Source organism: Streptomyces sp. ISL-11 (assembly GCF_018614525.1).
Lineage (GTDB): Bacteria > Actinomycetota > Actinomycetes > Streptomycetales > Streptomycetaceae > Streptomyces.
This window is the reverse complement of the sequence record NZ_JAGGOL010000019.1, coordinates 21237-47132: the sequence shown is the minus strand read 5'-3', so window position 1 is coordinate 47132 and position 25896 is coordinate 21237. Positions and strand designations below refer to the sequence as shown.

The window sequence follows — 25896 nt, the reverse complement described above, 5'->3', positions numbered from 1 at the left end:
GCCGCGGAGTCCAGCGCCTCCGGAAGCCCCTCCGCGCCACGGCTCGCCGCGTCGCGCACGGCCTGCGACCACGGGCCGGGCAGCCCGGCGGACGCCTCGTACGCCAGGGCCCGTACGGCCTGCTCGACCAGCGGCCGGGAGACCGTGCGCCGGGAGGGCGGCGCACTGGTGATGGCGGCCCCCGCCCCAGGCCCCCCACCCGCGCCACCGAGACCGATACCCACACCGACAGGGACGGCTCCGGTCACCGTCGCCGGACCGCCGTTCCGGGCCACGAGCCTGCGCTCGTACCACCGCCGCGCCACCGTCCAGGACGTCCCGCAGGCGCGCTCGGCGTCCCGCAGCCACGACCGTTCCGCCGCGAGGCCGGCCGCCTGGGCACCCACCGCCTCCGCCAGCCGGTCGTCGAACTCGTGCCGCGCCCGTTCCGTCAGCCCCGGCCGTCCCTCGGCCACGTACGCGGGCCGCAGCCGCTTCGCGACGCCGTCGACGTCGGCCATCAGCCGGCGTTCCGCCACATTCCGCCCGGCGGTGAACTGGGTGAGTGTCTCGCGCAGTTCACCGACGCCCTCGCCGGTCAGAGCCGACATCGCCAGGACGACGGCGCCGGGCTCACCGTGTTCGCCGAGCGCCAGCCCGTCCTCGTCCAGCAGCCGGCGCAGGTCGTCCAGCACCTGGTCCGCGGCGTCCGTCGACAGCCGGTCCACCTGGTTGAGCACGACGAACGTCACCTCGGCGTACCCGGCCAGCGGCCGCAGATAGCGCTCGTGCAGCACCGCGTCCGCGTATTTCTCCGGGTCCACCACCCAGATCACCGCGTCCACCAGCCCGAGCAGCCGATCCACCTGCTCGCGGTGGCCGGGCCACGCCGAGTCGTGGTCGGGCAGGTCGAGCAGCACGAGTCCGTTCAGATTCGGGTCGTAGGGGCGCACGGGCTGCCGGCGCGCCCTGGGCGGAATTCCGAGCCGGTCCAGCAGACCGTCAGCGCGGTCGGCCCGGTCCGTCCAGACGCAGGCGATCGGGGAGGCCGTGGTCGGCCGGCGCACCCCGGCCTCCGAGAGCTGGGTGCGGGCGAGGGTGTTGAACAGCGTCGACTTGCCGCTGCCGGTCGCCCCGGCGAGGGCCACGACCGTGAGGTCCAGTGACAGCCGCTGCCGTGCGGCGGCCTCCTCCAGCACGCGCCCCGCCTCGGCGAGCGTCCGCCGGTCCAGCCGGGCCCGCGAGAGCCCGACGAGCTCGCGCAGGGCGTCGAGCCGCGGCCGCAGCGCGCTGCCGACCCGTACCTCGGCGGGAAGGTCGGCGAGGCTGATCACAGGGCGCGCGGGCGCACTCGTACGCTGCTGCCGCTCATCGCACGCCGGATTCGTGCGCGGGGAGTGCGGCTCGGGCCGTGCCCGACGCGCGATCAGCCCGTCGTCCCATCCCCGCCCGGGGGCGCCGGAGGCGGGTGGCTGGGGGTGGCCGGCGGAGCGGTCCTCCTGTCGTCGATCGCGGTCGTCTCGACTGTCCGGCGGGGGCATTGCGGTCACCTCTCCCTCTGCAGTACGGACAGGGCGGCGATGAGCTCGACCTGCTGGTCCGGGGTGACGTCGAGGGCTTCGAGCGGCGCGGTCCGGCGGTCGCGTTCCGCGTCGAGTACGTTCTCCAGGCAGTCGGTGAGCAGCTGCCCGCCCCGGTCGCGCAGCCGGAGGACGCCCTGCGCACCCAGCGTGTCGGCGAGGGTCTCGCCGGCGACGCGGGCCCGTCGGCCGCCCAGCAGGGACACGGCCAGCAGGGCGCCGGCCCGGTCGGTGTCGAGCCCCGCGCCGCGCTCGGCCACCCGTACCTCTTCCTCCGCCACCTCTTCCAGGCAGCGCCGCCAGCGCCGTACGGCCACGCCGATGCGGCCCATGGCTCCGTCCGGGTCGCGCGGCGCGAGGACGCCCTCGGCGGCCGGGTCGTCGGCGCAGGCTGTCGCGACGTCCTCGTCGGCGGCGGCGACGGCGCAGGTCAGCAGGGCGGCCAGGGAGCTGGTGAGCGAGCCGAGCAGCTCGTCCGGACTGCTGTCGTGGGGGTGGCCGCGCCAGTGGGTGAGGGCGTCGCCGGCCAGCACCTCGCCCGCGGCGACCTCACGCCGTACGCGCTCCGCGGCCTTGCCGTACGCCTCCTCGACCCGCTGGACCAGCCGTACGGCGGCGGCGTGTTGCTTCGCCGCGGCCCCGGCGAGGCCCGGCAGCCGCGACCGCAGCGAGGCCAGCAGCCCGGCCACGGTGCGCGCGGAGGCGACGGTACGGGCCGCCGGGTCCTGCGCGCGCTGGTCGAGCCAGGCGCGCAGCCCGGCGACGGCGGTGGCGGGCAGCAGTCCGCTCCCGCCGCCCGCGGATTCCGGGAGTTCGGGGATGGTGAAGCGCGGCACGTCACCGAGGCCCGCGGCGTCCAGCAGCGCACCGTAGTGCCGGGACACCTCCTGGGCGACCTGGTGCGGCACCCGGTCCAGGACGGTGACGAGGGTGACGTCGTACTCCTTGGCCGTACGCAGCAGGTGCCAGGGCACCGCATCGGCGTAGCGGGTGGCGGTGGTGACGAGTACCCAGATGTCGGCGGCACAGAGCAGCTCGGCCGCGAGGTCGCGGTTGCGGGCGACGAGGGAGTCGATGTCGGGCGCGTCCAGGAGGGCGAGGCCGCGCGTGAGGGTGCGGTCGGTCTCGATGCGCAAGGCGGAGGGTTCGCCCCTGTCGGCCTCGCCGCCGTCCTGCGCGTCGTCCCCCAGGAGGCCCTCGGACAGACTGATGTCCTGAAGGGGCACCCACATCCTGCGGAGCTCGGGCAGCACCCGCGTGCCGGCGAACCACTGGTGATCATCCGGATGGCATACCAGCACTGGCGTACGGGTCGTCGGCCGTAGGACCCCGGCCTCAGTGACCCGCCGACCCACCAGGGAGTTGACCAGCGTGGACTTGCCGGCACCGGTGGATCCCCCGATCACCGCGAGGAGCGGCGCTTCGGGGGCGCACAGGCGGGGCACCAAGTAGTCATCGAGTTGCGCCAGGAGTTCGGCACGGTTTCGCCGGGCGCGGGCGGCGCCGGGGAGGGGGAGCGGGAAGCGTGCGGCGTCCACACGATCACGCAGTGCGGACAGCGCGTCGAGCAGCCGGGGCTGTACATCCAAGGTCGCCACATGCGAAGAATGCCCAATTTTGGTGGGATTCTGAAGCATATAGCCCATGCGCGCGAGGCGTGGCGAACGGGGCTCAGGCATAACGAGTACACAACACCCGCCACCTGAGGCGTAAAAAACGATGCAAGATTCGTACCTGCCTGCGATTATCAGGACCGCTTCACCAAACCTCCACATCGTGGCACGGAGGTGAAGCAACCGGGACGAGGCGAACGGAGCCCTATCCTTGTCCCCGGCAAGGTCACGGCACCACCGAGCCCGGGACCCCAGCCGTTCCGAGCCCGCCGCAACACCGGCCCCCGTAGCTCAGTGGATAGAGCAGGCGCCTTCTAAGCGCTTGGCCGCAGGTTCGAGTCCTGCCGGGGGCGCTCCGTTTTTATCGCACGCCCCTCCTGCCAGGAGGGGCGTTTTTGCTGGTCAAGGGCGGCACGCCTCCCCGGCCGAGGAGGCCGCTGCCACCGACTGGGGTGGTCGGCGACAGCGGCTGTGTCCGGCTGTTGCCGGGGTTTTGCGGGTGGCCACGGAGAATACGCGGAGAAGTTCTCCGCGGCCGGGATCAGCTCTCAGGTGGCTCGGGGGTGCCTTCCACGGCTTCGATGTGCCTCTTGAGGACGGCCATGTGGCCGACGATGCAGCGGGCGTAGGTGGCGAGCAGGACCGGCACGCTGGTGCCTGCCCACTCCGCGACCTGGGCCGGCGGGACACCCATGTTGAGCCATTTCGTGAGCCGGGTGTTCCGCGTGTCATACACCCGCCTGCCCAGGGGTGATTCGAATTCGTGCGGGGGCAGCACTTCCCGCCGAGCCGTCCGCCAGGCCCGGCGGATGACGGAGCCCGCGAGCATGCCGCCCTTCTCCCCCTGGAACAGCAGATCGCCCGGTTTGAGTCCTTCCCTCTTGACGTGCTCACGGAGGATCTTCGTCAGGGACGGGTGCCCTGGCGTCACGCGTGTGTCGTCCGCGGCCCGGCCTTTGAGCCCGCGCTCCTCGTGGATCTCGCCGGTATCGGTCCAGTGCCTGCCCACCTCGGGCTGCGCCGTGTGGAACAGCAGCTCGCACCACTGATCGTCAGCGTCCTCATCGGGCAGGCGCACGTCCTGGACGCGAAGGGCGACAGCTTCCTCCGGACGCGGCCCGCAGTAGTACATCGTGGCGAAGAAGGCGTGCAGCTTCTTACCGCCGCGGGGCCGTTGACGGATCCACTCCAGCAGCTGCGCGGAACGGGCGTCATCGATCAGGCATCGCTTGTCGACCGTCATCGACGTCTTGGGGGAACTCCCCCGGCCCTTGGGTAGAGGGTTCGATTGCAGGACGCTGCGGGCGACGGCGTGCCCCATGGCGACGTTCAGGATGCGGCGGTGGCGCTTGACCGAGGACGCGGCGGCCGGCGTACCGTCCAGCTTCGAAGCGAGCACACGGAGCACCTCTTCGACCTTGTCCGGGTCTTCCCAGGCCGACATGGGCAGGGAGTTCCGCTCAACCCACTTGAGGATCACCGCCAACTCCGGCGGTGCCTCCTCCCGGCGCCTGGTGTTGAACGCGAACTCTCTGAGAGCCGTGCGCATCTCCACGGGCTCGAAACGGCTCGGTGCGGCGCGCAGGAGGGAGAACGTGGCCGCGGTGAGCGTCTTCGCGGTGTTCTTCCGGCTGTTGCCGGCTGTGCGGTGCCACTGGTGGTCAGCGAACTGGACCGCGAAGTCGTACCAGCTCACCGTGCCCGCACGGGACTGGAACGAGATGGGGCGGCCGGTTTCGAGGCTGAACGGCTCGCCCCGCCGGGCGGCGCTCATCAGGTCGGAGCGAAACGCGTCCGCGAATGCACGCGTCGCCAGGGACTCGCGCCTCTCCTGTCCGTCGACCGTCCAGCGGACCGTGTACGTCGTGCCGCGCTTGCCCTTGTAGACGGCTATTTTCCAGAACTTGACGTTGTACGTGGTCTGCATCAAGCAGCGTCCTCGTGGTCGTCCAGCCAGTGGTCCAGGTCGCTCCGCCGGACCCGCAGGTCACCGTTGGGGAGCTTGATGCAGCGGGGGGCGCGCTTCTTCTGGCGCCAGTCGTAGAAGGTGGAACGGGTGATTCCCAGTTCCTCGCAGACCTCAGGGACGGTGAGCATCGTCCGGGTCTTGGAGACAAGGGTGGTCACTGCGTGCTCCTCTCACCGCTGGTGGCGGCAGACGTGCATGCGGGGTGGGTGAGGTGTCCCGCCTGAGGAAGTGCGGGGTTCAAGGGCTGGCCGCAGGTGGTGAGGTGGCGGTCTGGGGGTCCGGACCGCAGTGTGGTCGTGGCGGATGCCATGTGGCTCTCTCCTCCGTCGCGCGGTGGGTACCGGGGGCAGAGGGCCGGATTCGCTGACAGAACTGACAGAACTCAGCTGTAAGGGCGCTGATCTGGGGATTCGGTGGCGGATTGAGCCGTGACAGAACTCCTGGAAACTCCGACAGAACTCCCGGGGGCGGGGTTTCGTCAGAATCCGCGGCCGTCGAGCGGTCTGAGTTCTGTCGGAGTTCCTGGAGGTTTTGTCACAGCCGCCGGGACGTGGGTTTGCGCAGGTCAGGGCGCTATTTCCGGGGTTCTGTCAGTTGTGTCGGTCCGGCCGGGGTTTTCCTCAGGTGCCTCGGCTGAGGCGGGGGTGGGTGTCGTAGCGGGGGGAGGGCGGCCGGCCGCCGCGTCCAGTGCGTGGGGGCGGGGGCTGCTGTCGGAGCCAACCGTGTTCTTCCAGGAGCGCCAGGGCGGGGTCGAGGTCGGCGATGGCGGGGAAGTCGCCCCGGGACAGCCCGCGGAAGAGCTCTCGTTTCGTGAAGCCGGTCAGCCGGGCGTCCTTGATGTGGGTGAGGACGTGGTGGGCGGCTTCCTGCGCGGGGTCGGCGCCCATGGCGTCGAAGACGTGGTGGGCGTGGGCGGTGAAGTAGTCCCCGAGGCGGGTGGCGGCGGCCAGGGTCATCGCGTCGATGGGACGGGTCCATCCCTGATCGGGGTGGGTGGCCAGGTGCAGCAGTCCGGCGATGCGGGCGACGGCCCCGTCGCGCTTGCTGGCCCACTTCACGATGGGGGCGAGCGGTCCGCCTTTGCCGATGCGGGCCTCGGTGACCTTTTGGTAGGCGAGCAGCACCGCGTCCGCCTCCGGGGCGAGGGTGAGGAGGGCGGGGTCGGTCCAGTCGGCCAGGGCCATGGTGAGACCGCCGAGCCGTTGGGTGTAGGTCTCGGCTACCTGGTCGGGGATCAGGTCGGGGGTGAGGTTGCGGCGGCCGACGAGGGATTCGGGCTGGGCGTACAGGAAGCGGGCGAGGAGCCCGCGGCCGTCCGCGCCCTTGATCTGGCCGATGGATTCGAGGACTTCCGGCTGGATGGCCAGGCCCATGGTGACGGCGGGGTGTTCGATGTGCTGGGCGTCGCGGCCCTGCCGGTTGACGCGCACCATGTCGCCCGCGTGGCCTTTGAGGAAGATCTCCATGTTGGGGGCGCCGCTGTAGCGTCCGGCGATGATCTCGAAGATGCCGCCCTCGGGCGAGAGGACGGAGATCCGCCCGTCCTGCTCGGTCAGGAGGGTGGCGAGGTTTTCGGGGGTGACGTCGTCGGCGACCAACTGCGGTTTGTACGGGACCGCGACTTCCTCGGTGGCCTGTGCGAGGGCGACGGCGACGGCGGTGAGCTGATCGCGCATCTGGGCGTCGGCGCTCGCCGCTCTCGCCGCGGCTTTGTCAGCGGCGGCTTTGGCCAGGCGCGCAGTGGTCTCCGCCTCGGCGCGCACCGGGATGGAGAGTTCCACCAGGGTCTTCTCCACGGCGAGCAGCGGTGCGGTCATCAGGGCGAACACCGCGCTCTTGCGGTTGCCGGGGTCGAGGGCGACGGCGGTGTAGATGTTGACCGGCTCGCGCCAGCGGCCGCGCACGCAGACCATGGCCCGGCCGCCGGCGGCGGTGGCGATGACGGACAGGGCCAGGCACCCGGCGAGGTCGGTGGGGGTCTGGGTCTCCTCAGCGACAGCGGCCACCATGTCGGCCAGCCAGGCGGGCAGGGTGTCGACGGGGAAGGCGGGCAGGTCCCGGCGGGGCGTGAGCGGTACCGGTTCGTCCCACACCGGTCCGGTGATCTCCTCCACGGCGGCGAGGTCGAAGCCTGCCCACAGGTCAGAGGGCGTCTCCTGGTCCGCGCTCATGCGCTCTTCCTCCTCTCGGCGGTGAGGGCGACACCTTCCGCGCTGCCGGCCGCGGTGCGGCGGTGGCCGTCGCGGTGGTTGCTGTGCCCGGTCGGGTGCGGGTCAGGGCGAAGAACTGTAAGGACGCCCTGACGGGCGACGCCCTTCGGGGCGCACAGGGCCTTGGCGGGCCCGGCTTGGACGGCGAGGTGCGGCCAGTCGGTGAGGCTGCTCGCGCGGCAGGTCATGTCGTCCTCCCTGCACCCGTGCTGAGGCCATTGGCCACGGCGCGTTCCGCGTACGCCTCGGGTACGCCGACGGCCATGGCAGCGGCGATGATCTCCCGTCCGATGGCGTCCAGACCGCACGGCCCCGGGCAGCGGGTGTGCAGGGCTCCCAGGAACTGGGCGACGCCGAATGCCTGGGATCCGGCGCCCGACTCGGTGTGGCTTCGCACCAGGGCCAGACCCCTTTCGAGCCCGGTACGGACGTAGCTCTCGGTGTGCCGGCACCCGGTGGCCACGGTCCTGTCCCAGGCGGCGCGCGCGAAGGGCGAAGAGACCACGCCCTTGCGGGCGGGGGTGGTTTCTTCCTGCTCGACGAGGGCGCGCACGGCATGCGGCAGATCCGTCATGGCGCCGTGACCGGGTCCGAGCCAGCGGGCGTAGGACATGCGGGATTTGATGTCCACGCCGGATCGGACTGCGTTCGCCGATCGCATGGCCCCTAAATAGATCCAGTGCTCCCCGCGCGTCGTGGGCACCGTCCTGGTGGCCGGCAGCGTCTGACGTGCCCAAGCGACCGCCTCAGGGTTGTCCAGGTCCACGACGGTGAGCCCCGCCCCCGCGGGGTGGTAGGCGACGGCCGCAGCCTGACGCCACGCCGGAGCCCAGAGTGGGGAGGTGATCACGGCCGGATCGGCGGTGGCGGCCGCCCAGCCGTGACACACAGCAGGGCACAGGCAGGTGCCCGCGCTCTTCATGTGCGGCCGCCCGCCACACGCGCAATCTGCACACGCACGGCAGTTCCCGAACGGCACTTTCCCGGCGCGCAGAGGCAGCACCGGCACGCCCGTCTGCGCCAACTCCAGAGCCGTCCGCAAGTGCTGGCCTACGCCGTTCATGCCGCCGCCTCCAGCACCGACATGGTGCGGAGCCGTGATTGGGGGCGGGCTCGCCGGATCGAGGTGGATTGCGTCATGCTGGGGGTTCTCCTGTTCTGTAGGGACGGAGAAGCCGGGGCGGTCGCGGTCTTGTGGTGAGAGGCGGCCGCCCCGGGCGTATTCAGGCAGCGCGGGCGGGTTCGAGGTCGGTGCCGGTGATGGCCTCGGTGACCATGGCGATCAGGTCGCGGGCGGCGGGCGGGGTGACGGCGTTGCCGAGCATCAGGACACGGGTGCGCTTGTCGTTGGCAAGCAGGCGGTAGTCGTCGGGGAAGGCCATGGCGGCCGCGTACTCGTGCGGTTCGAGCATCCTGAACCGGCACTCCTCCACCGAGCTGACGGTTCCGCCGTAGAGGGCGCCGTGGCGCTCCCTGGTGGTAACCATGGGCAGGGGGCGCCCGGCCGGCTGTGCGGAGGCGGTGGTGCCGTAGTAGGGCAGGATCATGTCGGGCGCGGTGACGACGCCGTGGTGGTTGCCGGAGGCGCACACGGTTGCCAGGGGGCGGGTGACGGCGCGGTGCGAGGAGCCGCCGCCGCGCATTTCGACCATGTACGGGGGCAGTGCCAGCCCGGTCTCATTGCGGGTGGTGACCGTGCGCAGGGGCGCTGTGGCGGGTGCGGCCTTCTTGCCGTCGCGCCCTTCGACCGGGACTGTGAGCGGTTCGGCGAACGCTTGGAACCCGGCACGGATGCGCCGCATGGTGTCGGCCGCGAGCGGCCGGGAGCGCTCCCGGATCACCGTTGCGGGCAGGTCCCAGTCGATGGCCTCAGCCGCCGCTCGCACCACGGGCTCAACGACCGTGTTTCGGCACTCCACCCGCGGGCAGCGCCACACGTACTGAGCGTGCGCACCGTAGCGTCCCCAGCGGCGGTCCGTGCGCTTGAACGCCTGTACCGCCCGCACCTGCCCGTGGTCGGGGCAGATGGCCGTGGGGCGAGTCCATTTATCGAAGTCCGGGGCGCTCTCGCCCTTGCGCCACAGGACCACGTACATGCGGTCACGGGACTGCGGGGCGGGTGGGCCGTAGGCGGTGGCGTGCATGGAGTTCATCCACACGATGCGGTGCTCGTACCCCCAGGCGTGCAGCGTGGACAGCCACGCCTGGAAGGCGGCGCCGCGCGCGGATTCGGGGCCCCACCAGTAGGCGTCGACCACGTTCTCGACGATGATCGCCCGGTAGCGGTGGACCTCGGCGAACCGGGGGACGTCGTGCATGGTGGCCCGTGAGCGGATCGCTGCTTCGTCGGCGCCGCTTTCGGCGAACAAGCCGTCGCCGTGAGCCCCGTGACCGCGCCGGCGCCCTTTGGCGATGGAGTGGTTGGTGCACTCCGGGGACGCCCAGAGGATGTCCGTTGTCGGGTACCGGCTGGGTTCCACCTGCGAGAGGTCCGCGCAGTCGTGATCGGCCTCGGGATGATTCGCCTGGTGGGTGTCGACGGCGTGCCGGGCATGGTTGGCGGCCATGCGTACCCGCACGCCCGGTACAGCGACGGCGCCGGTGGAGGAACCGCCGGCGCCGCAAAAGAGATCGGTCAAGGTCAGCACTGCTGGCCCCTCCTGTCGAGTTGCAGGGACGGGGAAGCCGGGGCGGCCGTGGTCTTGTGGTGAGAGGCGGCCGCCCCGGGCGTATCTAGAACGGCGGCTCAGCGCTGAACTTCGGGCCCGCCGGTGTGCCGGCCGTGGTCCACGCGTCGTCGATGCCGTCGGTCTTGTTCATGCGCTTGCCGTCGATGCTCACGGTGGTGAAGCGCAGGGAGGCGCCGATCTCGTCGACTTCGACGGCGAGCATGGAGCGGTTCTCGCCTTCCGGGGTCTTCCAGTCGTGCTGACGGATCCGGCCGGACAGCACCACGCGGGAGCCCTTGGTCAGGCTTTCAGCGATGTGTTCGGCCAGGGTGCGCCAGGCGGCGCAGCGGAAGAACGTGCTGGTGCCATCGCGCCACTGTCCGCTGTCCTTGTCGAAGGTGCGCGGGGTGGAGGCGACGGTGAACTTCGCCAGCGCGTGACCGGAGTCGGTGAACTTCAGCTCCGGATCCGCGGTGAGGTTGCCGACGACGGTGATCGGGGTCTCTCCGAACGACATGAGCGTTCTCCTTCTCCGGTCGGTTACTTGGACTTGGGGTGGAAGATCTTGAGACCGAGACCCACGCCGATCGGGCCGGTCAGGGAGCCGACGACGGCCGCGGTGCGTAGCGCGAACTCAAACAGCGCGAGCGCGGCAGCGACGAAGCCCATCAGGGCCAGAGCGATTCCCAGGCCAACCGCCACGGGGCCGGCGTAGGAGCGGGCGGAGTGTGTGGGGGTGGGGGCGGCCTGGACGATGACGAAGGGGCGGCCGCCGGCCTGGCGGTAGATGTCGGCGGGGATGTGCGGGGCCATCGGGCCTAACGTGACGTTGGGCGGGGGTTCGGGGCGCATGGGTTCTCCTGTCAGGAGGTCAGGCTCGGGATGGCGTGGACGAGTGCGGCGCACAAGCGGTTGATGGGGCCGGAGGCGCCGGTGCCGGCGGTGAAGAAGCCGAAGAGGAACAGCACGATCGCGCTGCCAGGGCCGACGTAGCGCGAGCGCAGGATGAAGAAGGCGGCGACGGCGAGGATCGCGACGGCGGACAGGGTGAGGGTCACAGCGGATCTCCGTTCGTGGGACCAGTAGCGGGGCCGGCCGCGCTGGTGTCAGGGGGCCGTCCGGGGGCGTGTGGGTGCTGCTGGCGGGCCTGTCTGCCGCCTGTCACTGGGCCTGTCATCTGTCTGTCACCTGTCACCTGTCTGTCACCTGTAACTCGCAGGTCAGAAAGGGGGTACAGGCATCCGTGACCGCCGTGGGAGGGGCACGCAGGGCGGCGGTGACAGGTGACAGACAGGGGGCGGAGGTCAGTCCTGCGGGCCGTTGTCCGGGGCGTGCTGACGGTGGACGTAGCGGGCTTTGCTGCCCTCGCCGATGCGGATGATTTCACCGGCTTCGGCCCATTCCTTGAGCCAGCGCTGGATCACGGGGCGGCGGGTGCCGAAGGTGTCTTTCAGGGCCCGTTCCATGGCGGAGGCACCGGTGCCTTCCGGTCCTGCGGTCACGAGCAGCATGAGCGCGGCCTGGCGCGCGTCGGGCTGCTCGGGCTCGGCGGGCCCGCGGCCGGTGGTCCAGGTGGAGGGGTCGGACCAGTCCGTACCGTCCTCCCGGGTTGATGTGCTGGCGTGGGGGTTGGCGGCGGGAAGGCGGAAGAGCTGCTCCAGTTCGTCCGCGCCGGGGGTGGGCAGGTGATCGGTGGAGCGGGGGGTGTCCCAATCAGCGGTTGCCTTCCACTGCCGGGCCCCGCTCCCCGCGGCCGCTGTGCCGGTGGTGTCGGGGGCTCCGGCGGTGACGTGCTCGGGAGCCCAGAGGTGGCCGCATCGCTCCAGCGTCCACCTCTCCTCGTAGTCCTTGCCGGCCGCGGTGAGCGAGGGGGCGTCCAGGGCGGGACGGCGGTGTGCGGTGGTCGCGCAGACTTCTTCGATAAGGCTGGGGGTCATGCGCCAGTGGCGGGCGGTGTTGGGCTGCTTGCCCTCGACGCCGACCAGGACGGATCCGGGGCCGTCGAAGGAGTTCTCCGCCGACAGGGCCCGCCAGCCGTAGAAGTGGCCGAGTTCGCTGTCCTCGGTTGCGCCGGTGCAGACCCGGTTGGAGGCCATCTTGCGGACCATCGGATCGGGCAGCACATCCTGCGTGACGCGCAGGACCGAGACGACCGCCCGGATCGCCATCGCGCGGGCGATGCGGATGACCTCCGAGACGCCAGCGAGGACCGCTTTTGCCTCGCGGGTGGCGGCGACTTCGGCGCCCTCGTCCACGACGATGACGATCTCCGGCACGTCCGGGCCGACGGGAAGCTTGTCGTCGTCCTCCTCGCGCATGTGGGCCTGGTAGGCGACCTTGCGCTGCTTGGCGATCCGCACCGCCGCTTTGAGCATCCTCGTGGCCTCGGCCGGGGTACTGGCCACCCAGTCCACCCCGGGCACCGGGATGTCGGCCCCGGCCCAGCGGGAGCCTTGGCGCCTTTGCTGGGCTTCGCGCCAGGCGTGGAGCCAGGGCAGGCCGATGCTGCCACCGTTGAGGTCGATGACCCACACCAAGGTGTCGTTGGTCTGGTTCAGGCGGGCGATGAGGTGGTGGAGCCAGTTGGTTTTGCCTGTTCCGGTCGGCCCGGCGACGACGGTGGATGCCTGGCGCATGTCCAGCTCCGCCCGCCCGCCATCGGAGAGCAGCGCGACCGGAACCGGGTTGTTGACCGACGTCACTTGAGCCATTTCCCCGTCAGGGAAGGGCATTTCGGCTCCTGCCAGGCTCTTGGTGGTGACCTTGATCAGGACCAGGCGGCGGGTCATGCCGTCGTGGACGCTGATCCCGCACCCGTTGGGCAGATCCAGGTCCGAGGCAAGCGCGTCAGCCCGGTCGGCGATCGCCTTGCGGGTCGTGCCGCCCTCGGGGAGCTTGAGCTCGACGGTGTAGCCCATGCCGGAGGGCCAGTTCTCGATCGCGACGATATCCACGTCCTCGACGCGGCAGACCCGGGCGATCCGCTCGATCCACTCGACAGCCAGCGCCCGCCGGGCCCCGAATGTCAGCAGCATCGCCCGGCGGGCCTGCTCGCTCTCCTCGTGCGCGGCGAACCCGACGGCCATCGTGCCGGCGGCCACCCCGGCGACGGCCAGCGAGCCGAGGGCCGGGAGCGTGGTCGGTCCGCCGGAGGTCAGCGCCCAGGAGGACCAGGCTCCCGCGGTCGCCCAGCAGGAAGCGCGGAAGCCGAGGGTCGCCCAGGTCAGCCGCTGGCGCAGTGCCGTTGCGGTGGTGCCCAGCGCCCCGGCCACGCCAGCAGCCAGGGCCCACGCGGCGGACATCCCGGCGGTGTGCACGAGCGAGGTGGTAACGAAGGTTGCGGCTGTGCCGTTGAGGGTGCCGGACAAGACGCCGTGCCCGGCGCTCCAGTCCACCCGTGATGTGCGGTTCTTGCTGCTCATCGCGTCCTTTCCTGAAAAGGAGCGGCCCCCGCAGGTTGCGGGGGCCGGAGACGTGCGTTGGGGTTGCGGGCAGCAGGGTCAGCCGACGTTCCAGCGGCGTTCGCCGTCGATGCCGTTGCGGGGGTTCTCGTTGCGCTCGATGTCGTCGGCGTGGACCCGCCGGTAGACGGTGCCTACTTCTTCCAGGGCGGTGACAACCCTGTTCATCACCCGGTAGCCCTCACCGATCTCCTCGGTCACCGCCGGGTTCACGGGCAGTTTCTCGTCGGCGAGTTCGGCCAGGACCCGCAGCGTTTCCTGAACGGTGGTCATGGCCTCCGGCAGGTCATCGATCAGGTGTTGGAACTCGGCCATGTGCTCGGGGTCGAACGTGGACGCTGCCTGGAGCATCACCTCGGCGGCATCCGACAAGCGGACGAAGGCGGTACCGGACTCGGACATCTGGCGGTCTCCCTCACGAATGGTCTTGCCGAGATGCACCCGCCGCGTCGCACGTCCTGCCCCGGCCGGAACGGGCGGGGCCTTGCGGACGCGGCGGGGGTCATTGGTGCGCTCGCCCGGCACCGGCACGGTGCCCGGTCCGTTCGTGCCGCGGATCGCAGCATCACGCCGGGCCCGCACCTTGCGCGCACGCCCCGCCAGTCGGGCCCACACCGTGCGCATGTGACGCGAGGCTCGACCGGGCTGTCGAATGTTCCACAGCGCGGACACCAGTCCCACACCCCCGGCTATGGCCGCCGAACCGGCCATCCGCGCCCCGTGCCGCAACGCCGAACGTCGCAACGCCCGCCCCTGCGCTCGGGTGCTCGCCGGAGCCTTCGCGGCACCGCCCGGAGGAGTGATTCCGGCTTGCTTACGGGCTTTGGCCTCACCTTTCGCCCCCCGGACGGCAGAGCGCCCGGCGGCCTTCGCGGTACGGGCAGGGGCGCCTGCCTGCCAGTGGGCCCGCCCGGAGCGGACGGCCCCCGCGGCGGCGCGACCGGCACGCCCAGCGGCATGACGGGCACCGCTGGCCGCGCGGCTCGCGGTACGGCCAGCGCCTCCGAGCCGACCCCGGCGACCGCCCCCGCTCGCAGGGGGCTTCGACAAGCTCACCGGCTTCCCGGCGGCCCCCCTACCGTGCCGGTCAGCAGACCACCCGCCACCACCACGCCCCAACAGCGAACCCGCGCTCCGGGCACCTGGGGAGGTAGCGGTATGCCTGGCCGCAACCCTGCCCGCCTTCGCGCCGCCCCGGGAGGAACGGGTGGCGCGAGCAGCTGCGGGACCAGCGGCGCGTCCCGAACCGAACGCCGGGCGGGATGCGCGGCCGGCGCGATTGCCGCCCCGTGCGGCCGGGACCGCGGACGTACTACGGCCACGGTGCCCGAGCGCTCCACGGTGCCTCGCGGCAGACCGAAGGGCCCTGCCCGCCATACCGGGAGTGCGTGCTGAGGTCCGGCGGCGGGCGGCCCGGCGGGCCAGGCCACCTACGGCCGTCGCCCCGGCAACCACACCGACAGCGGCCAGCCCGACCGGTCCGCCGACGGATAAGGCGCCGGCCGTGACCGCTCCTACGGCGTTGGCTCCCGCTACGGCCAGCGGAACACCTGGCAGCGCCGCCGGGCCCTGCTCCGGCAGCCGGGAGGAAGCGGGGACAGGCGGCGAGTTGACCGGTACCTCCCTCACCGCCTCAATACTGAATTCCGTCATGCTGAAGTCCTCCATCTCGCGTGTGCTTGGGGTGGGGAACCGGCGCGGCCTGTAGCTGCCCAGGCCAGGGGCCGCGCCGGGCCGACGTGCACCGCAGTAAGGGCGCCCCGTTCAGGTCCTGATGGAGCAGGCCGGGGACGCCGTTGCTGGTGCGGGCGTGGTTCAGGTGCGCTGGGTCAGGGCGTGGCCGGGGTGCGCGGCGGCGGCTTCCTGCCAGCGGCGACTCTCTGCCGCGTCGACGTCCCACAGCCGCACGCGGAAGGAGCAGCCGGGCACGCGGCAGCGATGGGTGGTGGTCGATGCGGCCTCGGCGAGGTGGTTGACCGACAGGGTGACGTTGGCGAAGAGCGCCAGCGCGCACGCCCAGTTAATGCTCATGGGGACGTCGTAGGCGCGCAGCCGGATTCCGATGGACCAGGCGACCGCCGCGCCGACGAGGGCGGCGGCCGGGAGACGAAGGTGGCGGAACTTCAACGTGCGTCCTTTCCTCGGCGGACAGGGGGAGGCGGCGCGGGTCAGAGCTGGTTGGGCTCCAGGGCGAAGAACAGGATCACGATCGGCTCGCCGAACTCCTCGAACAGCGGCTTCATCACGTAGTCCAGGCACTGCGCCCGGGTGGCGCCCGGCTGGACGTCCACGACGGCGCCACGGGTGTTCATCAGCCCCCGCGGCGTCTGGACGGTGATGACGTAGTGGTACGCGGTCGTGGCCGCCGTGGCGGCCAGTCCGTGTGCGGTCTGGGTGGCCACCGCTGGGTCTCCTCGCGGGTTGGGGTCATCAGGCGGCGCGCTGTTCTTCCGGGTAGGCGCAGGTCACGCACATCCCGAGCGAGGTGGGGATGCAATAGCCGGCATCCCTCTGGCAGGCGGGACAGGTGCGGCGGGCCGTCATCGCCCGGTCGAGCGCCGCGCACTTGGCCGGAGTCATAGGCCGGACCGGTTTCGCCCCTGCCACCAGGTAGAGGTAGGCGACCTGGACCCCGCCGCGGCGGCAGTTGCGGCGCATCACTTGCGCGGTGACCGCCTGGCCGCCGGGGCGCAGGCCGCGGGCGCGCAGTTGGCGGCGGGTGGCCAGGCCGTCCGGGGCCAGACGCCACGGGAAGGTAGGGATTCCGTGGGCCGCCCCGGTCGGGTCGTAGCACGTGCCGAACGCCGGCGACATCAGAGTGCGGCGACAGCAGTCGCCGGTACCGGTTCGGGCTCCAGCGGGATGAAGCCGGCCAGGTCGACCGCGACGTCAGCGAACGCACCGCAGGCTTCAAGGACTTCGTATGACCGGTCCGGCTTGGGCTTCCACTCGACGGTGTTGACGTCGATGCCCAGCGCTTCCCGCCAGGTCTCGAAGTCCGAGAACGAGCTGTGCAGCGTGATGCTGATGCCCTCCACGACGCGGGAGCGCAGGATGACGGTGCCGACCCTCAAGTCAGCGGCGGGCAGGTGCGGGAAGGTGTTGAGCAGCCGGTACAGGGCCTCGATCACCGGGCCTTGGTCACCTATGGTTTGGGGTTCCATCTGCGGTGCTCCTTTGCGGGAGGTGCGCGTCAGCTGGCGATGGCGGTGGGGAGGCTGGCCAGGTAGGGCTCGCGGGCCTTGACTCGGCCGCGTGCGGTGCGGGCGGTCGACTCCGAGCCGCCCAGCCCGGCCGCGGCCATGGCCTCGGTCATGCGGGCGGTACTCGGCTGGACGAAGTCGGTGCCGAACAGTGCGCGGATCACCTGGTCGGCACGATTGCGGTAGATCACCGGCGGGCACAGGTGCACGCGCGTCGACGAGGCTTCGACGGGCGTCGACGCGGGGGTGACGGGCGTTGACGGCGCCGGGAGTTCCGGCGCCGTCGGGCCCTCGGCAGGCTCCGGTACCGGTCGCGGGCCAAGGCCCGATCGAGGGTCACCGTGACGGGTACGGGTGCCGTCTCGACGGGCGTCAACGGTGCCTCGACGCCCGTCGACGAGCTCTCGACGGGCGTCGAGCGGGCGGTGACGGGCGTCTGAGCTCGGTGGGCGAGGTAGGCGTGGACCTGCCGCATCAGCGCGCCGAACGCCAACAGAGCGGCGACCGGTGGCACGGCGGCCACCACGTAGTCCAGGGTGGTCGCGTCCGTGCCGACCCCCGCCACGTTCAGCGCGATCGATCCGCCAGAACCTGCTGTGGCCAGCCCGATTGCCCACAAGTCGACGCGCCGGGCGAGCGAGGCGCGCAGGATCAGCAGCTCGCCGACGACGATGAAAAGATCGACGGTGCCGGGCCAGGCCCACGACCGGGCAACAGCGTCGGCCATGCCGTGACGGGCGGCGAGCTCCTGCAAATGCTCGTACGACAGCCAGAAGGCAATGGCCGTCAGGACCATCGTCAGCCCGCCCGCGAGAGAGGTGATCGCCACCTCAACCAGCGGCGGCATCGTCACGCCGACGGGCGTCGACGGGCCCTCGACGCCCGTCGACCGCCTCCCGCTACCGGGCACGCGGCCCGGCTTCCAGCGGCGAATCTTCACGAGGTCCCCCTCGCTCGGGCGGACGTTGCGGAAGGCTGCGGCCTGACCCGCTCGACGCCCGTCGACGGGCGTCAGAGCGGCGTCGACGCCCCCGTCGACGGGCCCGGCGTGCAGGTCGTCGAGGGAGGCGGGCTGGGTGTAGTCCTCGCGCACCAGGTGCGCATCGACGTCCCGGTACTGCTGCTCGGCCAGTTGCCCGGCGCGGTAGTGGCGTGGGTGGAGGCAGCGGTAGAGGCGGTGGCGCAGTGCGGTCATCGGCGGCCTCCTGCCGGGGCGGTGGTGCCGGGACGGCCGGTCCGCCGGCCGTTGGTGGTCGTCATCTCCGGGATAGGGCCCTCCGCGATGCGCCAGCCGCCGGCCGATCGCTTCGCCGCGTACATGGCCTCATCCGCACGCCTCAGCGCGAGATCCAAGGCCGGGGCGGGAAGGCCGGCGACGGCGAACGCGCCGATGGAGGCGCCTACGGTGAGCTCAGCGCCCCGGAAGGGCACCGGGGAACACAGCGCGTTGTCGAGCTCACGCAGCTCGAACGGCCGGCGGCCTGGATCAGGGATGACGACCGTGGCAGCGAACTCATCGCCACCCAGCCGACCGGCGCTGCCACCCAGCAGAGCCGCCCACGTCTGCAACCGGCCACCGATCGCGGTCAGGACCGCGTCGCCGGCAGCATGTCCGTGGGCGTCGTTGACGGCCTTGAAACCGTCCAGGTCCACCAGCACCACCACGGCGCCGGGGATGCGCAGATCGCGCCGAGCCGAGGTGGTGAACTGCGCGCGACCGGGCAAGCCGGTCAGCGGGTCCAGGCGGATCCGGGCGATCCTTCGGCGCAGCAGCAAGGTATGGACCGACCATCCAGCCAGCAGCGGGGCGGCGGCCGTCGAGACGGAAGCCAGCGTGTTCATGCCGCCTCCGCCCCGGGCGCCACCTGGCCGCCCCGGTTCTCCCTGGAGCGGCTCACCGGTGCGAGACGGTGCGAGGCCACGGCGCGGGTACCGATCAGCGACGCGGCGACCTGGATCACCGTGTCGTACAGGTGCGGGTTGTCGGCGAGGATGTCACGAGCCGCATCCAGACGCGCGGACCGCTCCTCCTCGCTCTCGTCCTCGACGCCCAGCCACAGCTCGGGCGGCGTCCCTAACGCCAGTTCGAGGAAGTCATCGACGGTGACGGCCTCATGGCCGCCGATGTACGTACGCATGAGTGTCCCTTGAGTTCGTAGGGGCGGAGAAGCCGGGGCGGTCGCGGTCTTGTGGTGAGAGGCGGCCGCCCCGGGCGTGCATGGTCGTCATTGCCTGCCATCTCGTTCACACGAGCGGCCACGACCCTCGACACCGCCTCTCCGCAATTGGCGCGGTGAAGGTGCCGGGGATCGTGAGCACTGGTGCTCAGCACGGGCTCATGGGTCCGTGACAGGTTCTGAGGTCTGAAATCAGTGAGTGCCAGTCACCACCCCGAGAGGGCAGATCCGGCGATGCCAGTCACTGCCCCAAGGGCAGATCCGGGCAGGTCATCCTGTCCGATAGGGATGGATGACCCGCACCCATCGACCACACGTGTGCATGCGGCTGGGTCAGGCACTCTATTGAGGTCTCAACGAACAGACGCTTCCTTCGGCCCTGTTTCACGAGGGCCTCTGGGCGCAGGTGCGGATCAGCTCCGTCGGTGCAGACGGGCATAAAGGGAGAGAGCGAGACGCTCATGAAGAGGTCATCTCCTCAACTCCTCCTTAGGAGTTGAGGAGACTATGCCGGGCCCGGGCGGCAGTCGTCAACACCTCTTGAGGACTTATGCTGTGTCCGCCCAAGAACCAGGGATGGTGAGCACCACATGGCCAAGCGATACGAGCAGATCGCGGACGAGCTACGAGAGCGCATCCGCGCAGGTCGGCTCAGCCCGGGGGATCGCCTCCCTGCGGAGACAGCACTCGCCGAGCAGTACAGGGTGAGCCTGCCGACCGTGCGGCAGGCTCTCGGCGTGCTCCAGGCTGAAGGGCTGATCGAGAAGCGCCACGGGCGTGGGAACATCGTCCGCGAGCCGAGGCGAGTGGTGAAGCGAACCAACGAGCGGCATCAGTGGGAGAAGGACCGAGTGCGCGGCTCCCTGGCAGAGCGGCAGGCGACCGGTGCCACTGAACATGACACTGGACTCACGGTGTCTGACCTGGTCTTTCATGCCGAATATCGCGAGACCGTAGCCAATGAGGACCTTGCAGCAGCGTTCAGCTTGCCCGTGGGATCGCGGCTGCTGGAGCGGGCCTACCGGACGCGTTACAGCGAGGAAGACGCGCCGTTCAACCTCGTGCACTCGTACCTCGTGTACGACCTCGTCTCACCCAACCCAGACCTGCTCAACCAGGCGAATGAGCCTTGGCCGGGCGGTACGCAGAGCCAGCTGCACACCGTCGGTATCGAGCTGGACCGCGTGGTGGAACGCATCACGGCCCGACCGCCCACGGTGGAGGAGATGGAGGAACTCGGCCTCACGGCGGGTGTCGCGGTGATGATTCTCCGGAAGACTTCGATCGACATCGGTGGGCGAGTGGTGGAGGTAGCCGACGTGACGTTGCCTGGTGACCGTACAGAACTGGTCTTCACGACTCCCCTGGCTAGGTGGTGAGCATGACCAATCTCGTCTCGGTCATAACAGCGGTGCACGCCCCGGGTGCCGAATTCCTTCCGGCCGCATATAAATCGCTGGTCGAGCAGCAGATGCCCGATGGGTGGGACTGGCAATGGATCATTCAGGAAGACGGCGAAACCGATGCTGTCACGCCCTACGTCCCCGATGATCCGCGCGTCAGCTTCGGGCAGGGGCGCCAGGGGCGCGCCGGCGTCGCGCGCACGATGGCTCTGTCTCGCGCTGAGGGCCGGTACGTCAAGGTGCTGGACGCCGACGACATGCTCACCCCGGGCGCGCTGGCTCGGGACCTGGGGGCCTTGACGGACCATCCTGGAGTCAGCTGGGCAACGTCTCGGGTGCTGGACCTCCTGCCCGACGGTTCTACCGTCGGGTTCGACCAAGACCCGCCCGAGGGGGTGCTCGACCGGGGATCCGTGCTCCAGCACTGGAAGGCGCACGACTTCCGTGCGCAGGTGCACCCCGCGACGTTGTTCGTCCGCCGGGACCTGCTCTTGGCCCTCGGTGGCTGGATGGCCTTGCCAGCGTCCGAAGACACGGGATTGCTGCTGGCGCTGAGCGCGGTGAGCCGCGGTTGGTTCACGGCCGATACCGGCCTCCTCTACCGCAAGTGGCCTGGCCAGGTAACCAGCCAGGCCGCCCACGTCCACGAAGGCGAGCGCATAGCGCGCATGGCCGTGGTCGAGGCCAGGGCTCAGATGCTCGCGAGCCTCGAAGGCTGGCGCTTCTAGGTGGACGAGACCAGGTAGGTGATCGTCCGCGCCGGCAACACCGTAACCAGCGCGGACACGGTCCTGACGGTCCATCAGATTCGGCGGTACGCTCAGCACATAGGCCGTACGCCGGAAGGAGCGACCTGATGGGAACGGGCATACGGATGTCAGCCCCGCCCGCCGGAGAGCCGCGATTCGTGGCGATGTTCTACCGGCCGGCATCCGGTTGGAAGGTCGCTGCGGAATCGAGCGCGCGGAGCCCCGTGGATCACGCAGTGGCCGCGATGATTCAGACCCTCCATTCCCGGGGCGAGAAAGCCCGGGTCGAAGTGTGGGGCCCGTCCGAAGACGGCAGCACTTGGCGGCATCTCCAGTCCATCAGCGAACCCCCGGGGAAGGCCGCGTCACAGGCTTCTCCCGTGGCGGAAGAATCGCCGCGGAGTGCTCGCGAAGAGCGGCTGAGGGACCGCCGGCATCAGGTGCTGATGGCCGCGCTCGCCGCCGTGGGGCACACCAAACTGGAGGCTGCGGATCACTCCGCCGTTGCGCGCCTCGTTGACGACGTCGATGAGGACACCATCCGGAGGGTTGCGCAATGGCTCACCGCGAGCAATCGGTGACTACGGCTAACGGCCGCTTCAGATAAGAGCTCTCGGGCCGTCGGCGGGCCGTCCGACGACACTTCAGACTTCCACAGAGTCTAATCTCACTCATCAAACCAATTATTTTGCTCCGCGATTTCCATGACCGGATTAAAACGGCGACGCGTATCGGAAACAGAGTGGGCTGCCGAAACCAAGCCTGACGGCAGTTCCCATGAATTCTTGATGATCTGAGAACGCACGCCACGCAGCCGTTCCATGCTCCCTTCGCGATAACCAAGGTCTGCCCCCGCCGTAATTCCGCGACGAACGGTCGAGCAGACAGAGCGAAGATTTTCCTCAAGATCGAACTCACCGGAGATCGATTCACTCACAAGGCGGTCCATGAACACCGCGCCCGCAAGGTCATCCCTCGACCTGGATCGCAAGAAGCTCATCAGCACTGAACGGCGACTTGGTTGAGATAGACGGTCATACAACAGCGCCAAGGTACGCCAATTCAAGTCCGCGAGAGAGGCTCCGTCTAGGGAAATTGAAGCACGCGAATATTTTCCGCAAGTCCGAGAGGTGTAGCAAGAATCAAGAACCGAAGCGTATATGGCGTCATCTAGATCCCGAACCGCACGATTGAAGGTCCTGCTGAGGTCGGCTAGAGATTCTGGATGCACCCAGGAAAACACTGCGAGGACCCACAACCCTCGATCAATTGGGTCATTTGCCTGTTCGTATTGCGCCTCCCACCAAGCCGTTTGGCGCGGGCGGCGGCGAGCATTTCGCAACCTGTCCAAAAGCGGACGGCTATCATCGAACAGAGACCGAGAACCGACTCCCCTCTCGGCAGGATCTTTCGTTGATACCGCGAGATTAGCCAGCGAGCATTCACGCCACGTCTTCCCGAAGGCCGCTCGCATCTCTTCAAGAAAGTTTCGCCAGAAGGCAAAGTCCAGATTGCGATCTTTAGTCAGGCCAGATGCATGTTTCACGAGAGGCTGGTAATCTTCGGACATCTCAGAAACGGAGCCCTGCAACATGCCGTTAAGTAGATGAAGTAGATACTCGGGACTCCGCATCATGTATGCATACACCGTGGGCTCAGTTACCCGGAGAACGGCACTCTCATTCCCGGCGACCACAACGGTGAACTTCCTGGCGCCTACACCATTCAGAATGGCCTTAATTACATTGTGTCGCTCAACGGGGGATAGCCTCGCTATTTCCCCGCCCCCTTGCACATATGCAGCGAGCCCCCATTCGGCGCCAGTAGCATCCATGGTCTGAAGGATGCCCCTAAAGCGACCGAAGTCAAGATTCTTGAATACTCCCAGCGAGTTTCCGATAGCGCACCAGCCAACAAGGTCTTGCGGGGTCTTTTCTATGGCCTCCTTGTACCAAAGGTCAGAGAGCAGGGAATTCTCGGGCTGACGTTGAAGAATTAGACAGACTGCCGACAGGGACTCAGCAGGGATGCTTGATGTCAACATTGGCCAAAGGCGATCGACCAAATTCTCGTATCCAGCAGAAGGCGAGAGCTCAACAGATACGCCAGCCCCGTATCCAGCACTCCGCGAACTCAATTCCTTCGAGGACGCCCACCGGATTCCATTCCTGTCAAATACTGCCTCCAGGATCCTCTTCATGGACGATGCGGACTGGGTAAATACCCAATCTTGCAGCAAGCAGAGGGCTAGAGTTCTTGGGTAAGGCGCTTCCGTGATCTCGCTATCTTCAATCAGTCGAGCTGTCCGGTCTGCCAGATCAAGCAGCTCCCCCTTAGAGAAGCACCCGGCAAAGAATCTCGTTACATTCATCCAATAGGGATTCGGCGCAATCCCATCAAAGCGGTCCGGCTTCGTACCTGCTTGACTCCTTGTGGCAGGAGCGTAGGGCGCAGTTTCATAAAGGTACTTGGCTGCAAAATACTCGCGCAGAGGCTGCACTTCGAACTCATAGGTGCCCTCTACTCGCGAGACAAGTGCCACCACCCGCTCAACGACTCCCGTCAGAAGAGAGTCGATAAGCTCCGCAACCTTGCGCTGCATGGTGGGACTGCTCGCAGTCTCGCGCTCCAAGAAAGCAGTGAGGACTCCGCGTAGCTCCTCGGTGCTCAGTCGGCCGGTAGCACCGTCTACCTCAGCGCGAGCATGCAGATAATAGCCCAGGTACCGGTGAATGTTGATTAGCAGCTCACGGTTCTCGCGAACTGTCCTATCTTTCTCGGCTTCCCTATTCAGGAACACCTCAATGTAGGCATCGTATAGCTCTGTCCGCTTGTCCGGAAGCGTTGAGCCCCTCAGGTGTGTAAGGCTGAGAAGAATTGAGAGCTGCATCGTATTCTTGGCTAGCTCTGCCATATGTGGAGCTTTAAGTTTCTGCTCTAAAGTGTTTAGCAGCATACTCAGGTCGGAATCATCCAAATTGCGGGCCTTGGCCCATTTCTCCGTGTACTGCATCGCCAGACGCGGGCGGATGGCAGCGAGCGTCAGGTAATAGAATTTGGAATTATCGAATGTCGGTGAGCCTGCAACAGCAGTGGGCCTACTGGTAATTACGAGCTTCAGGTCTGGGTTACGAGTTTCGAGACGCGTGGCGGCGGCAGTAACCTCGTCGACCACGCGCTGCCGATCATCCAAATCTGCAACTTCATCCAGAGCGTCGAGAATCACCAATGCGGCAGCCCCCTGGATCACAAAGAGCAAGTCCGATACGTCGAAATTCACTCCCCCTGAATACCGTTCAACGTGGGCAGCAAGGGCACTTTCAAGGGAACGTGGGCGCCCGTGCTCCGTGATTTCTCCTGGCGCCCAGGGATCGATTCCCTTAAGCCATGTGGCAAGGTCCCGGAGTTCCATCTTAAAGGGCATCATCAAGGGGCTTGTAGCATCATGTGCGGGGATGCTTGTTGCTGCTTCGGAATGAAGAATGCGAGATCTGTGGACCTGGGCAATGTACTGAGCAAATGTAGACTTTCCCTGGCCTGGAGCTCCCTCAAGTACAATCCGTGAGACTGAAGGGCCGAATGCGTGACTCAGTATCAGACTAGCCGCACCAACTGAACGTCCCGGCGTCAGACCCGATTCGACACCCAGCTCGATAAGTTCAGCTACATCCTCGAACATAGAATCCTCGAAGAACAAGGACTCTTCCCCGCTGTTGCGAGACTTGAGAGCCGATATGACGGCACTCCGGTAGTCAACAAGCTTGCCCTTTGAGGTCTTCTCAGGGCCTCTACGCGGGGTTGCCGGCACATCAATAAAAAGATCAAAGAGAGGGCTAGGGGATAGGTCAGCCTGTTTGAAACGAACCTTCGAGTCGCGCTCGCTTTGATCTGCGAAATAGGCAGCCAGTGCATTAGAGCGCCTTTGCCGGTCCTGCCCAGTACCCGTCGCCTCCCAGAGAATCCTGATGATATCCGTGCCGGACAGCAGGCTGGGGTATTTAAGTTTCAGATCATAGCTCACATCAAGACGTCGATCGAGGTCATCTCTCCACCAGCACGATGCGGGGACAGGCATCACTGAATCCAGATGGGACTGCACTTTATCCATGCGCCCAGAGTCCAGATGTGAAGTACCTGACAGGTTCGTCATCAATACAAAAGAGGTAGCTCCTCGAGCGGCAAGCTTTTTCACTTTCTCGACTTCGCCATTAATGGCGTTGATGACCCATTTTAAAGGGTCGGCGATTCCGTGGGGGTTGCGCGCATACTTGACCTGAAAGACAACCTTTCCGTTGGCGTCCGGAGCCGTTGCATCTCTACCCCCGTCGGGCATGCCCACCGGGTAGCACTGAACGCCGGAGTACTCACGGAGCAGGAGCGCTTGGCAGAGCATCTGGAAGCGCTCGTCGAGCAGAGACTCGTAGTGGTAGTCCATGAAAGCCTCCCGCCATGACAAGTAACGCTCCATCATATGGCGTTCAAGGCCGCTGCGCAGTGTGTCTCACTCGTTCTGCAGGTGAGAGGAGAGCCCGCGGCGGCGCTCACGGCCGCGTGTAGAGGTGCCGCTTCGGTGGGCGACCATACCGGAGTGAGGTGCCCAAGTACTCAGGTTCTACCAACGACGCAGAGCCCCCTGTCCATCCCGGAATGTCAAGGTGGTCCGTCTCCTTCGCGTTGCGACCTATATGTGGACTGACGGAAGAGCTCAAGTCATCCACAGGCCCTTGACCTGCTGAAACGTTGAGCCGCACGGGTCCTGCGTAGCCGTGTGCGCGTCCGTGCCTCCGTTCCACCGAACGCGCGCCCTCCCCTCCGGCTGCTAGCGCGAGGACAGTGGACTCACCCGCGTCGCCAGGCCCGGGCCGCGGGTGGAGCAGGGTGGG

25 protein-coding genes and 1 tRNA gene are annotated in these 25896 nt (G+C 68.3%); 4 read left to right on the top strand and 22 right to left on the bottom strand.

All coding sequences use genetic code 11. The features are described from left to right. The coding region (locus J7E86_RS05825; protein ID WP_215080406.1) for a GTPase at positions 1-1520 on the bottom strand (1520 nt) is incomplete at its 3' end. A 5-nt stretch (positions 1521-1525) separates the two neighbouring features. After that, positions 1526-3148: a dynamin family protein gene (locus J7E86_RS05820; protein WP_215080404.1), complete on the bottom strand. Its 1623-nt coding sequence runs from the start codon at positions 3146-3148 to the stop codon at positions 1526-1528. Between the two features lie 304 nt (positions 3149-3452). On the opposite strand from J7E86_RS05820, the gene J7E86_RS05815 reads away from it, so the two are divergent. Further along, positions 3453-3525, top strand: a tRNA-Arg gene (locus J7E86_RS05815). Positions 3526-3713: 188 nt separating this feature from the next. On the opposite strand, the gene J7E86_RS05810 is transcribed toward J7E86_RS05815, so the two are convergent. The 19 genes from J7E86_RS05810 to J7E86_RS05720 form a co-directional block, all read right to left on the bottom strand. Then, positions 3714-5099, bottom strand: coding sequence for a site-specific integrase (locus J7E86_RS05810; protein WP_215080397.1), 1386 nt, complete (start codon positions 5097-5099; stop codon positions 3714-3716). Further along, the gene (locus J7E86_RS05805) at positions 5099-5269 is read right to left on the bottom strand and encodes an AlpA family transcriptional regulator (RefSeq protein ID WP_215080403.1); all 171 of its coding nucleotides are present in this window, start codon (positions 5267-5269) and stop codon (positions 5099-5101) included. The genes J7E86_RS05810 and J7E86_RS05805 overlap by 1 nt, the downstream gene beginning before the upstream one ends. A gap of 492 nt (positions 5270-5761) precedes the next feature. Beyond that, on the bottom strand, positions 5762-7312 hold the full coding sequence (locus J7E86_RS05800; protein ID WP_215080395.1) for a YfjI family protein: 1551 nt from the start codon (positions 7310-7312) through the stop codon (positions 5762-5764). Further along, the gene (locus tag J7E86_RS05795; protein WP_215080393.1) at positions 7309-7539 is read right to left on the bottom strand and encodes a hypothetical protein; all 231 of its coding nucleotides are present in this window, start codon (positions 7537-7539) and stop codon (positions 7309-7311) included. Before J7E86_RS05795 ends, J7E86_RS05800 begins: the two co-directional genes overlap by 4 nt. After that, complete coding sequence (locus J7E86_RS05790) at positions 7536-8414, bottom strand: bifunctional DNA primase/polymerase (protein WP_215080392.1); 879 nt, start codon at positions 8412-8414, stop codon at positions 7536-7538. The genes J7E86_RS05795 and J7E86_RS05790 overlap by 4 nt, the downstream gene beginning before the upstream one ends. Before the next feature lie 160 nt (positions 8415-8574). After that, positions 8575-9999 carry a DNA cytosine methyltransferase gene (locus tag J7E86_RS05785; RefSeq protein WP_215080391.1) on the bottom strand — a complete coding sequence of 475 codons (1425 nt, stop codon included), beginning with the start codon at positions 9997-9999 and terminating at the stop codon, positions 8575-8577. Between the two features lie 85 nt (positions 10000-10084). Next, on the bottom strand, positions 10085-10537 hold the full coding sequence (ssb, locus tag J7E86_RS05780; RefSeq protein WP_215080390.1) for a single-stranded DNA-binding protein: 453 nt from the start codon (positions 10535-10537) through the stop codon (positions 10085-10087). A 23-nt stretch (positions 10538-10560) separates the two neighbouring features. Further along, positions 10561-10872 carry a hypothetical protein gene (locus J7E86_RS05775; RefSeq protein WP_215080389.1) on the bottom strand — a complete coding sequence of 104 codons (312 nt, stop codon included), beginning with the start codon at positions 10870-10872 and terminating at the stop codon, positions 10561-10563. Between the two features lie 11 nt (positions 10873-10883). Further along, the gene (locus J7E86_RS05770; RefSeq protein WP_215080387.1) at positions 10884-11078 is read right to left on the bottom strand and encodes a hypothetical protein; all 195 of its coding nucleotides are present in this window, start codon (positions 11076-11078) and stop codon (positions 10884-10886) included. A gap of 246 nt (positions 11079-11324) precedes the next feature. Next, positions 11325-13442 (bottom strand): hypothetical protein, encoded by a 2118-nt coding sequence (locus tag J7E86_RS05765; RefSeq protein ID WP_215080386.1) that lies wholly within the window; start codon positions 13440-13442, stop codon positions 11325-11327. A gap of 78 nt (positions 13443-13520) precedes the next feature. Next, positions 13521-13883, bottom strand: coding sequence for a hypothetical protein (locus J7E86_RS05760; protein ID WP_215080384.1), 363 nt, complete (start codon positions 13881-13883; stop codon positions 13521-13523). A gap of 1413 nt (positions 13884-15296) precedes the next feature. Further along, positions 15297-15608: a hypothetical protein gene (locus J7E86_RS05755; protein ID WP_215080383.1), complete on the bottom strand. Its 312-nt coding sequence runs from the start codon at positions 15606-15608 to the stop codon at positions 15297-15299. 41 nt (positions 15609-15649) lie between these two features. Beyond that, positions 15650-15883, bottom strand: coding sequence for a hypothetical protein (locus J7E86_RS05750; protein WP_215080382.1), 234 nt, complete (start codon positions 15881-15883; stop codon positions 15650-15652). Positions 15884-15911: 28 nt separating this feature from the next. Further along, the gene (locus tag J7E86_RS05745) at positions 15912-16295 is read right to left on the bottom strand and encodes an RRQRL motif-containing zinc-binding protein (protein WP_215080381.1); all 384 of its coding nucleotides are present in this window, start codon (positions 16293-16295) and stop codon (positions 15912-15914) included. Continuing rightward, entirely contained in the window at positions 16295-16645 is a 351-nt protein-coding gene (locus J7E86_RS05740) for a hypothetical protein (RefSeq protein WP_215080380.1), read from the bottom strand. The genes J7E86_RS05745 and J7E86_RS05740 overlap by 1 nt, the downstream gene beginning before the upstream one ends. Positions 16646-16674: 29 nt before the next feature. After that, complete coding sequence (locus tag J7E86_RS05735; RefSeq protein ID WP_215080379.1) at positions 16675-16875, bottom strand: hypothetical protein; 201 nt, start codon at positions 16873-16875, stop codon at positions 16675-16677. Further along, a complete protein-coding gene (locus tag J7E86_RS31770; protein WP_308312481.1) occupies positions 16872-17879 on the bottom strand; it encodes a DUF2637 domain-containing protein in 1008 nt (335 codons plus the stop codon). Before J7E86_RS31770 ends, J7E86_RS05735 begins: the two co-directional genes overlap by 4 nt. Further along, positions 17876-18526, bottom strand: coding sequence for a GGDEF domain-containing protein (locus tag J7E86_RS05725; RefSeq protein WP_215080378.1), 651 nt, complete (start codon positions 18524-18526; stop codon positions 17876-17878). Before J7E86_RS05725 ends, J7E86_RS31770 begins: the two co-directional genes overlap by 4 nt. After that, positions 18523-18822 carry a hypothetical protein gene (locus J7E86_RS05720; protein WP_251018715.1) on the bottom strand — a complete coding sequence of 100 codons (300 nt, stop codon included), beginning with the start codon at positions 18820-18822 and terminating at the stop codon, positions 18523-18525. Before J7E86_RS05720 ends, J7E86_RS05725 begins: the two co-directional genes overlap by 4 nt. 629 nt (positions 18823-19451) lie before the next feature. Between J7E86_RS05720 and J7E86_RS05715 the strand changes: the two genes are divergently transcribed. From J7E86_RS05715 to J7E86_RS05705, 3 genes are all read left to right on the top strand, one after another. Then, positions 19452-20240 (top strand): GntR family transcriptional regulator, encoded by a 789-nt coding sequence (locus tag J7E86_RS05715; RefSeq protein ID WP_215080377.1) that lies wholly within the window; start codon positions 19452-19454, stop codon positions 20238-20240. 2 nt (positions 20241-20242) lie between these two features. Beyond that, entirely contained in the window at positions 20243-20992 is a 750-nt protein-coding gene (locus J7E86_RS05710; protein WP_215080376.1) for a glycosyltransferase, read from the top strand. Between the two features lie 128 nt (positions 20993-21120). Continuing rightward, positions 21121-21594, top strand: coding sequence for a hypothetical protein (locus J7E86_RS05705; RefSeq protein WP_215080407.1), 474 nt, complete (start codon positions 21121-21123; stop codon positions 21592-21594). 86 nt (positions 21595-21680) lie between these two features. Here the strand turns inward: J7E86_RS05705 and J7E86_RS05700 are convergent, their stop codons facing one another. Continuing rightward, complete coding sequence (locus J7E86_RS05700) at positions 21681-25484, bottom strand: NACHT domain-containing NTPase (RefSeq protein ID WP_215080375.1); 3804 nt, start codon at positions 25482-25484, stop codon at positions 21681-21683. Between the last annotated feature and the right edge of the window lie 412 nt (positions 25485-25896).

Coding starts and splice junctions, on each gene's coding strand:
- J7E86_RS05810 (WP_215080397.1), bottom strand. CDS start 5,099: ATGCAGACCACGTACAACGTCAAGTTCTGGAAAATAGCCGTCTACAAG.
- J7E86_RS05805 (WP_215080403.1), bottom strand. CDS start 5,269: ATGCTCACCGTCCCTGAGGTCTGCGAGGAACTGGGAATCACCCGTTCC.
- J7E86_RS05800 (WP_215080395.1), bottom strand. CDS start 7,312: ATGAGCGCGGACCAGGAGACGCCCTCTGACCTGTGGGCAGGCTTCGAC.
- J7E86_RS05795 (WP_215080393.1), bottom strand. CDS start 7,539: ATGACCTGCCGCGCGAGCAGCCTCACCGACTGGCCGCACCTCGCCGTC.
- J7E86_RS05790 (WP_215080392.1), bottom strand. CDS start 8,414: ATGAACGGCGTAGGCCAGCACTTGCGGACGGCTCTGGAGTTGGCGCAG.
- ssb (WP_215080390.1), bottom strand. CDS start 10,537: ATGTCGTTCGGAGAGACCCCGATCACCGTCGTCGGCAACCTCACCGCG.
- J7E86_RS05775 (WP_215080389.1), bottom strand. CDS start 10,872: ATGCGCCCCGAACCCCCGCCCAACGTCACGTTAGGCCCGATGGCCCCG.
- J7E86_RS05765 (WP_215080386.1), bottom strand. CDS start 13,442: ATGAGCAGCAAGAACCGCACATCACGGGTGGACTGGAGCGCCGGGCAC.
- J7E86_RS05760 (WP_215080384.1), bottom strand. CDS start 13,883: ATGTCCGAGTCCGGTACCGCCTTCGTCCGCTTGTCGGATGCCGCCGAG.
- J7E86_RS05745 (WP_215080381.1), bottom strand. CDS start 16,295: ATGTCGCCGGCGTTCGGCACGTGCTACGACCCGACCGGGGCGGCCCAC.
- J7E86_RS05740 (WP_215080380.1), bottom strand. CDS start 16,645: ATGGAACCCCAAACCATAGGTGACCAAGGCCCGGTGATCGAGGCCCTG.
- J7E86_RS31770 (WP_308312481.1), bottom strand. CDS start 17,879: ATGACCGCACTGCGCCACCGCCTCTACCGCTGCCTCCACCCACGCCAC.
- J7E86_RS05725 (WP_215080378.1), bottom strand. CDS start 18,526: ATGAACACGCTGGCTTCCGTCTCGACGGCCGCCGCCCCGCTGCTGGCT.
- J7E86_RS05720 (WP_251018715.1), bottom strand. CDS start 18,822: ATGCGTACGTACATCGGCGGCCATGAGGCCGTCACCGTCGATGACTTC.
- J7E86_RS05715 (WP_215080377.1), top strand. CDS start 19,452: ATGGCCAAGCGATACGAGCAGATCGCGGACGAGCTACGAGAGCGCATC.
- J7E86_RS05710 (WP_215080376.1), top strand. CDS start 20,243: ATGACCAATCTCGTCTCGGTCATAACAGCGGTGCACGCCCCGGGTGCC.
- J7E86_RS05705 (WP_215080407.1), top strand. CDS start 21,121: ATGGGAACGGGCATACGGATGTCAGCCCCGCCCGCCGGAGAGCCGCGA.
- J7E86_RS05700 (WP_215080375.1), bottom strand. CDS start 25,484: ATGATGGAGCGTTACTTGTCATGGCGGGAGGCTTTCATGGACTACCAC.